A 9238-nucleotide genomic window follows, 5' to 3' on the forward strand; every position below is an offset into this window, starting at 1 on the left:
AATTGGATCAGTTGAACTTGACGGCCACACCTAATGCCCTTTGTGTCTCATACTAGTTTGTCAGAGGACAGCATTGCCCAAATTATCATTATTATCATCAGTTTATTTTCGGCAGGTATCCTAACTCGAAAGTTATTTGGCCCCATCACCTTCAACCAAGATAACTAAAGCTTTGAGGTCATTAAGTCGCGGTTAAATCGTTACTTCTTAATTACCAGCAAAAGCAAACTGTTAATGAGCAAATGAAATTTTAAATTCCCTGGCTAAAGCTTGCCGGAGTCGCCCTTAATGACTTTTGAATCGTTCCGGTCGTTGAACCCCATACTTTTTCCGGTAGCGAATAAAGGTGGTCCGTTTAATGCCGGTCGTTCTGGCGATGTCTGCATCACTCATACCGGTTTGGTAGAGTTGAAAGGCATGCTGCAGGCGGGGATCGTCTTGGGTATATTGGGGTCTGCGACCATGATACTTGCCCTGTTGTTTGGCTAGCGCAATGCCTTGTTGCTGCCGATCAATAATCCGCTTCCGTTCACTTTCGGCTTGATACTTATAGAGTTCAATAATCAGGTTGGTCATCAGTTGCCGTAAGTTGGGATCCGCTATTCCGGTCATGGAGGGTAAGTTTAAGACGTCTAAGGTAGCACCCTTGGCTTGGATGGTGTTCATAATCTTAGTTAGGTCTTGATTATTCCGTCCCAAGCGATCTAATTCCGTGACCAGGACAATGTCCCCATCGCGAATATAGGTCAACAGCTTTTGCAGAGCCGGCCGCTGAGTATTCGCCCCACTTAGTTTATCCGTAAATAATTTATCAACGTCTTTTAAAGCCGCTAACTGTCGATCTAAATGTTGCTCCTTGGAACTCACACGAGCATAACCGATTTTAGCCATTTCCAATTCTCCTTTTGGACAGTTCTAATGAACACTTGTAATTCCTAGTATAGCACAAAAATAAAAAAGACCAATAGGGCATACCCTAGTGGCCGTAAAGCGCTCAGTGAGAATTATTAATTGAATTTATTGTTTCACTGTATTTAACACCTAATGCTTCTTCATCTGGAAATAAGGTTTCTCGTGAATATCCTAGATGCCTTAATTCTTTTTGGATCAAATCTTTATAGGTAGCTGGAACAATTATTTTTTGAGGTTCGTATTGCTGAGTTATCATATTTTGAATTGTAGAAATAGAAGTTGTTTCAAGAAAGGGCTGAAACATAAAATAACCATGTTGTGCTTTAATTCGGGGATTGATTTGGGAAGCAGTTACAAAAAAGCACTCTGTAAATAATTTTGTAAAGTCAATTGGCTTTACATAAGCTTTGCAACTATCTGCTTTCAAAATCTCTAATAATCGGCAAACTTGTGGACTATTATTTAACTGCATATATTTCGGATAAATTAGTTCCTCAATTTTTAAGTCAAGTGCAACGATGATAACGAATTCTTGATAGTGGTCTAGGCTGTTACGCCATGCATCGGTAGTAATCGCATGGGCGAAGATAGTTCAGAATACGTCTGGGACGATGGTTCAGTGCGGATTGGACTGCTTGAATTTCAACCAGGGTAACTGCTCTGAGAGACTTCCCTTTCGGGAAGAATTCCCTAAGCAGTCCATTGGCGTTCTCGTTTGTGCCACGCTCCCAAGGCGAGTACGGATGTGCGAAGTAAATCTGGGTTCCAACAATCTCTGATAACTTGGCAAACTCGGAACCATTGTCAAAAGTGATACTCTCAAATTCCTTGGCCCCGTAGTCGTCGATCGTGTCCTGCAAGGCTTTAAGGCAGGTGCCCGCATGATAGTCAGGAATCTTGACGATGATCTCAGTCTGGCTGTACCGTTCTGTGAGCGTCATTAATGCTGGCTCATCAGCTAAGCGAATACCTTTGACCAAGTCGCCTTTCCAATGTCCCACGCCTGTGCGGTCATTCACGGCCGCAGGACGCAACTCGATTGAGTCGCCGTATTCTTCTTATTCTTGCGCTTGTGGGCGTTCTTATAGCCTTTGATGCGGCGTCGGAGCTTCTTGGGAAGTGTCATGTTGTCTAGCTCAAGCAGCCCGGCGTCGATGTAGCGATACACAGTTGTCGTTGAAGGGCAAGCCTTGCCCTGGTCGCGATAGAAGTGTACGAAGCTATCAACGCTGTGTACGCGCTACGAGTAAGCTTCCTGGCGAGAGCCTTGAAGAACGCACGGCCGGTCTTAAGAAAGGCGTAGTGACCGGTTCTATCGCGTTTACGGTCGTGCATGGCTTGGGCAGTTTCCGCAAGATAGACTTGATGCGAGTGACGCTTCGAGTCGAGCTGAGTTACAGATCCACGCGTGATTTCTCGTGAGATTGTCGCTTTACTGCGATGAAGCTTCTGTGCAATCACGGTCGCGGTGTCGCCAGCAGCCTGAAGGGCCTGAATTGTAGCACGGTCGCTAAAACTGAGTTGTTGGTAATGCTTGTGGGTATTAGTCTGAGAGTGGGTCATGAAGATTCCTGCTTTCTTGTTTAGCTAGCACTAACAAGAATAGGTCTTCATGGCCTTTATGGTCTAGTCGTCAGGGTGTTGCACTTGAATTGTAAACTGGAGAAACGATTATTTCTACAAAACATTCAAATAAGTATTTCAATGTTTTGGAAAAAGGGGTATAATATATTCAAATGAATATTTGAATGATAATGGAGTGATGATGTTGAGTAATAAAGATACTTGTGAAATTTATTGTTATGACGAAAAAAAAGTCAATCGAATACGAGAAGAGTTACAAAAAGAAGATATATCTAGTGTTTCCCAATTATTTAAAGCACTTGCAGATGAAAATAGGGCAAAAATTACCTATGCCTTATGCCAAGATGGGGAGTTATGCGTGTGTGACGTTGCGAATATCATTGGTTCCACTGTTGCAACAGCGTCCCATCACTTACGAACCCTTCACAAACAAGGGATTGTGAAGTATCGAAAAGAAGGAAAATTGGCGTTTTATTCACTAGATAATGAATATATCAAACAGTTAATACTTATTACTTTAGCTCATAAAAATGAGGTGAAAGCCAATGTCTGATCAACAAGCAAAATTATCTGAAGAAGAAATGAAAACCTATCGTGTTCAAGGATTTACTTGTACCAATTGTGCAGGCATCTTCGAAAACAATGTGAAACAATTACCAGGAGTTAAAGACGCGAAAGTGAATTTTGGAGCCTCTAAAGTTTATGTTCAAGGAAATACAACAATTGAGGAACTAGAAAAAGCAGGAGCATTTGAAAATTTAAAAGTTCGGGATGAAAAAGAACAAAAGGTAGAGCGTGAACCTTTCTGGAAGCAAAAAGAAAACATTAAGGTCTATATTTCAGCGTTATTACTTGTGATTAGTTGGTTTTTGGGCGAGCAATTAGGAGAAGAACATCTTCTTCCAATGATCGGCTACGCAGCATCCATTTTAATTGGTGGATATACACTGTTTATTAAAGGTCTTAAAAATCTAAGCAGATTAAAATTCGATATGAATACGCTCATGACGATTGCTATTATAGGTGCTGCGATCATTGGTAAATGGGGTGAAGGCGCAACAGTTGTTATCCTATTCGCTATCAGTGAAGCGTTAGAACGTTATTCAACGGATAAAGCTCGTCAATCTATTGGATCATTAATGGATATTGCCCCAAAAGAAGCATTAATTCGGCGTGGAAATGAAGAAATGATGATTCACGTTGAAGATATTCAAGTTGGAGACATTATGATTGTAAAACCTGGTCAAAAATTAGCAATGGATGGATTAGTTATTAAAGGTACATCTACACTAAATCAGGCTGCTATTACTGGGGAAAGTGTTCCAGTAACAAAAACAATTGATGATGAAGTGTTTGCAGGAACATTGAATGAAGAAGGGTTACTTGAAGTTAAAGTAACAAAACGAGATGAAGATACTACTATTTCAAAAATTATTCATCTTGTAGAAGAAGCTCAAGCAGAACGATCACCTTCTCAAGCATTTGTCGATAAATTTGCGAAATACTATACACCAGCTATTGTGCTTTTAGCTCTTTTAATTGCAGTTGTTCCTCCATTATTCGGTGGAGATTGGAGCCAATGGCTTTATCAAGGTTTAGCTGTGTTAGTAGTTGGTTGTCCGTGTGCTTTAGTTGTTTCAACTCCAGTTGCCGTAGTTACTGCAATAGGGAATGCGGCAAAAAATGGTGTGTTAATTAAAGGTGGTATCCATTTAGAAGAAGCAGGACACTTAAAAGCCATTGCTTTTGATAAAACAGGAACATTAACAAAAGGTATTCCTGCTATAACAGACATCGTGACGTATGGTGGAAATGAAAATGAATTGCTTACAGTTACAGCAGCCATTGAAAAAGGATCACAACATCCACTTGCTTCAGCCATTGTAAGAAAAGCAGAAGAAAATGGATTGAATTTAAATGGTGTTTCGGTTGAAGAGTTCCAATCTATTACAGGTAAAGGTGTAAAAGCAAAAGTAAATAACGAAATGTATTATGTAGGAAGTCCAAATCTGTTTGAAGAATTACATCAAACAATTGAAAGTACCATCAAAGAAAGAATTACTCGTATGCAAACAGAAGGAAAAACCGTAATGGTTTTAGGAACGGAAAAAGAAATTCTTTCGTTAATTGCCGTAGCAGATGAAATGAGAGAAACATCAAAAGAAGTTATTAGTAAATTGAATCATATCGGAATTGAAACAGTAATGCTGACTGGTGATAATCAAAGAACCGCAGAAGCAATTGGAAAACAAGTCGGTGTTTCGGATATTAAAGCTGATTTATTACCAGAGGATAAGCTGAATTTCATTAAAGAACTTCTTGGAAAACATCAAAGTGTAGGAATGGTTGGAGATGGTGTTAATGATGCACCAGCACTTGCAGCTTCTTCAGTTGGTGTCGCAATGGGTGGTGCTGGAACGGATACTGCATTAGAAACGGCTGATATTGCTTTAATGGCTGATGATTTAAGCAAATTGCCATATACTATCAAATTAAGCCGTAAGGCTTTAGCAATTATCAAACAAAACATTACCTTCTCTTTAGCCGTTAAATTAGTAGCATTACTATTAGTTATGCCTGGTTGGTTAACTTTATGGATAGCAATTTTTGCCGATATGGGAGCAACGTTACTTGTTACACTAAACAGTTTACGACTATTGAAGGTTAAAGGGTAGATTGCAAATTTAATCCGAATTTTTGGACAAATTTGTCAGCATAACCTGATACGGTGTTTGCCAGTCGAGTATTTTAAGCGGTCGCTGGTTAATTTGGAGTAACGTCGTCGTTAAATCTTGAGCACTAATGTGCTCAAAACGAGTCCCTTTAGGATAAAAAGGGTATTCGGATTTTATGGTGGAAAAGGGCTTATAAATCACCCTTCTCCAAATTCTTAATAAGTGTGGAAAAATCGACACCAAAGTTGTCTGTAATGTCGTGATCATTCACTTCATACCAATTGAAAGTATCGTATAACATAGCCTTATTGAAAGCACTTGAATTAAATCGTGGCTTACGCTTTTTATGGAGCTTCTCATTGAAAAGGATTTTGGCTCGTAAGGCATCAAACGAGTAACCTCTACCCATTCGCTCTACCTGCCTAATAATGCTGTTAATTGACTCCGTATAAGCATTAGTGAGCCTTTTATCAAAGTAGTTGAATATTTCGGCATGCCAGTTGTCTACGGCTCTCACGAGGTCTTTATATGCGTCTTTAGAGTTGCTGGACATACAACGGTGTCTCCATTGACTATAACGAAGATGACCTTCATCTGGATCAGGAGTATCCCATATCCAGTAAAACTCTTCTTTGAGTTCATAGGCTTCTTTTAAAGCAGGAAGATTACCTAACCAAGTATCTAAGAGGAATGATTCACGTTCATTTAAATCGTGTTTACGCTTTAGAAGGATAAAACTTTCACGCATAAGGGTACGTCTTTCTTTTTGGCTCATATGAGCTTTCAAAGACTTCCTGACGTTATCTAAGGCTTGATTAGCCATTCTAACTACATGAAACTTATCTACGACAACTTTAGCGTGTGGAAGGATAGTGTTCACTGCGTCTTTGTAGGGCTTCCACATATCCATTGTGACGTACTCAATGTAAGTCCTGTCACTGATTTCTGAGAGACGTTGGATGACTGTTTCCTTGTTACGGTTAGGCTTGATGTCATAAATAGTCCTGCGTTCAATATTAGTCAATACAAGCCGAGGTCTACGGATAATATGTATCTCGTCTATCCCAAGCCACTTAGGAGTTTCAAACTGGTATTCACGTTCTTTGAGTGCCACATAGTCCTTAAAAACGTTCCTAATGGTTTTCTCGTCAACACCAACGCTTTCTGCGACTTCTACAAAGGTCTTAGACATGGATTGCTCTTGAATGGACTTTAAAAGCCTTTTGGTCATACTACGCTTTTCATCTACAGATATTAGGCGTTCCCAGAAGGTAGATCCGCATTCACGACACTTGTATCGTCTACGGTTCAATTGTAAGCCCACTCGCTTTAAACGAATGGGCAAATCCATAATTAGTTGATTTCTTGAACTGTGTTTGTACAACTTGTCAAAACCACATTCAGGACAACGTTCAGGTGGTCCGACTGCTTCAACTTTAAACATCATATCGGTTTCATTTTCTTGTGGCGGCTCTATTGTTTTAATGTCTGGTAGGGATAATAAGTCTGACATATTATTCATCCTTTATTACTCTGCGGTGTTAAGGTATCAATTATAGATTTGATGTCGAAATCATCAGTGTTAAATTATTTTTGTGACCACAAATGCACTTAGAAAATCCCTTAAAGCATTAGCTGGTTCACTTGAATAGGGAGTTGTAAAAAAGTTCCCTTAGCCTGCACAGCAAGATAATTTCGAAACATCTTTATCAAAAGTTAGGGCAGCCAGCTTCAATCCTTCTGCCATTGTTAGATATGGAGCCATCGTTTCTCTCAGATCTCCAACAGTTAAACCGAATTTCACAGCTAATGTTGCTGCATAAATTACGTCTCCTGCGTTTTCTGCCACTACATGCGCCCCTAACACTTTCAATGTTTTCGCGTCTGCCACTAATTTGAAAACACCTGTTGTTTCCCGATTAACGAGCGCTCTTGGAACAGCATCCAACGGCAATACCGATGTTTTCACTTCATATCCTTTTTCTTTTGCCTGTTGCTCCGTTAAACCAACCGTTGCAATCGATGGAGAAGTAAACGTAACGCCTGGAACCACTTCTAAATTGACCTTTTGATTTAGTCCTCCGATTGCATTACGAGCAGCAAGTCCACCTTCATAAGCAGCTACATAAACAAATTGGGGACCGAGAGTGACATCTCCAGCTGAATAAATTCGGGAATTGGTCGTTTTAAGATAATCATCAATGACAATTTCACCACGGGAACCAACTTCAACGCCTGCTGCATGTAAGTTTAATGATTCTGTATTTGGTTTTCTTCCAGTGGCAATTAGCAATTGTTCTGCTTCAATAATTCGCTTTTTACCATTTATCTCAATATGAACTTTTTTAATGTCTCCATCTTGCTCAACTCGTTCATAGGTTGCACCTGTTACTAAATTAATTCCCTGTTCTGTTAAGGCCTTAGTAATGGCTTCTGAAATTTCAGGATCGTATTCTTTTAATAGACGCTCGCTTCTTTGAATCAAAGTGACTTCTGACCCGAGGTTATGAAATAGTTGTCCTAATTCCATGCCGATATATCCTGAACCAATTACGGTAAGACGATTTGGAACCTTCTTTAATTCCAATAAGCTAGTGCTTGTTAAATAATCTACTTCATCTAATCCGGGAATATTAGGTGCAGTTGAAGAAGCACCTGTAGCTATTAAAAATCTTTTGGCTGTGATTTGATTGCCATTTACTTCAACTGTATTTTCATTTACGAATTTTGCTTCACCTTTTATTAATTCAAAACCATAATCATCAATTAAATTCACATATTTTTCATTTCGCATCTCGGTTACTAAATCATTCTTTTGTTTTACTAATGGCGCTAAATCAACATTTGAAGCCGAAGTGTGTAATCCCACAAATGGATTATTTTTTGCTAGATGATTGATTTCCCCTGCTCTTAATAAGGTCTTAGAAGGAACGCATCCGACATTAACGCAAGTTCCACCCACCGTTCCACGCTCAATCATAGCCACTTTTGCGTTCAAAGTAACGGCTTCAATGGCAGATGAAAAGGCAGCTCCACCAGAACCGATGATGATGTAATCATAATCATAGTTACCTTCATCATTTAAACTTACATCTGTCCTTTTTTCCGATTGCACTTGTATTTCTTCTGCTTCGCCCGGTTGATATTGTGCGTCAGTAATCGCTGTTTTCGCGATGTCAATGTCTACATCATACGGTAGTTCAAACAGTGCTTCTCCGCGACGAAAGTCTACTTCAATCCCTTTTGCACCTGCATTTTCAAGAGCAACCGCAATATGTTCTTCACAACCAGTGCAGGTCATTCCTTCAACGTTCAGCCGATATTTTTTCAATAAATTCGTCTTTTGTTCCGATTGAAATTCTTCTGCTTCGCCCGGGTGATAGTTTGCGTCAGCAATCGCCTTTATTGCGCTTTCAACCTCAATATCATCGGGCAGTTCAAATACTGCTTCACCTCGACGATAACTAGACTCAATATTTTTAGCACCTATCTTTTCAAGTGCTGATTCTACGTGTTTTTCACAACCCGTACAAGTCATTCCTGAAATGTTTACCTTAAATTTATTCATAAAAAAGCTCCTTTCGTTAATTAATCTCTCATGTTAATGTTTCTATTATTGGACACGAATGTAATTGCTTTTCATCTGGACATCGTTGTTTTAAGTCGTCTAACATAGTTTCAATTCGTTTTAAATCCTCTATTTGTTTTTGCACTTCCTTTTGTTTTTTAGAAACAAATTCGAACATATCTTGACAACGAACTTCATCTTTATCTACAACACCAAGTAATTTATAAATCTCGCTTAAAGAGAAACCAAGTTCCTGTATTCGTTTAATAAACCCAACACGCTTAACGTCATCATATGAATATATCCGATAACCAGCTTCCGTTCGGTGAGGTTCTTGTAATAAATTTTTTCGCTCGTAATATCTGATCGTTTCTTTATTAACTCCACATTTATCTGCAAACTCACTAATGCGATAAATCATCTTATTTCACCCCACGAATATTATAAACCGTGTACCATAGTACACGTTCCAGACTGAAGACAAAGTCCTCCAAATACG

At 39.3% G+C, this 9238-nt stretch carries 7 protein-coding genes and 2 pseudogenes; 2 read left to right on the forward strand and 7 right to left on the reverse strand.

Annotation, left to right across the window (positions count from 1 at the left end):
• Window positions 1-285: 285 nt before the first annotated feature.
• The 3 genes and pseudogenes from FD47_RS12525 to FD47_RS15385 all read right to left on the reverse strand — a co-directional run bounded on the left by FD47_RS12525 (window position 286) and on the right by FD47_RS15385 (window position 2475).
• Window positions 286-891: a recombinase family protein gene (locus tag FD47_RS12525; RefSeq protein WP_033615032.1), complete on the reverse strand. Its 606-nt coding sequence runs from the start codon at window positions 889-891 to the stop codon at window positions 286-288.
• Between the two features lie 103 nt (window positions 892-994).
• The gene (locus tag FD47_RS12530; RefSeq protein ID WP_126043855.1) at window positions 995-1339 is read right to left on the reverse strand and encodes a hypothetical protein; all 345 of its coding nucleotides are present in this window, start codon (window positions 1337-1339) and stop codon (window positions 995-997) included.
• Window positions 1340-1463: 124 nt separating this feature from the next.
• Window positions 1464-2475, reverse strand: a pseudogene (locus FD47_RS15385) (IS30 family transposase).
• A gap of 205 nt (window positions 2476-2680) precedes the next feature.
• Here FD47_RS15385 and FD47_RS12545 point away from each other — a divergent pair.
• A complete protein-coding gene (locus FD47_RS12545) occupies window positions 2681-3049 on the forward strand; it encodes an ArsR/SmtB family transcription factor (protein WP_003645577.1) in 369 nt (122 codons plus the stop codon).
• Window positions 3042-5171: a heavy metal translocating P-type ATPase gene (locus FD47_RS12550; protein WP_003645578.1), complete on the forward strand. Its 2130-nt coding sequence runs from the start codon at window positions 3042-3044 to the stop codon at window positions 5169-5171. Before FD47_RS12545 ends, FD47_RS12550 begins: the two co-directional genes overlap by 8 nt.
• Before the next feature lie 9 nt (window positions 5172-5180).
• Here the strand turns inward: FD47_RS12550 and FD47_RS15730 are convergent.
• The 4 genes and pseudogenes from FD47_RS15730 to merR form a co-directional block, all read right to left on the reverse strand.
• A pseudogene (locus FD47_RS15730) lies at window positions 5181-5330 on the reverse strand (IS30 family transposase); the annotation flags it as partial.
• Between the two features lie 31 nt (window positions 5331-5361).
• A complete protein-coding gene (locus FD47_RS12555; protein WP_054736232.1) occupies window positions 5362-6684 on the reverse strand; it encodes an ISL3 family transposase in 1323 nt (440 codons plus the stop codon).
• A gap of 159 nt (window positions 6685-6843) precedes the next feature.
• Window positions 6844-8739 (reverse strand): mercury(II) reductase, encoded by a 1896-nt coding sequence (gene merA / locus FD47_RS12560; protein WP_082402665.1) that lies wholly within the window; start codon window positions 8737-8739, stop codon window positions 6844-6846.
• Between the two features lie 28 nt (window positions 8740-8767).
• Window positions 8768-9160, reverse strand: a complete 393-nt coding sequence (gene merR / locus FD47_RS12565) for an Hg(II)-responsive transcriptional regulator (RefSeq protein WP_001863748.1) — start codon at window positions 9158-9160, stop codon at window positions 8768-8770.
• Window positions 9161-9238: the final 78 nt, after the last annotated feature.

This window comes from Lentilactobacillus parafarraginis DSM 18390 = JCM 14109 (assembly GCF_001435895.1).
GTDB lineage: Bacteria > Bacillota > Bacilli > Lactobacillales > Lactobacillaceae > Lentilactobacillus > Lentilactobacillus parafarraginis.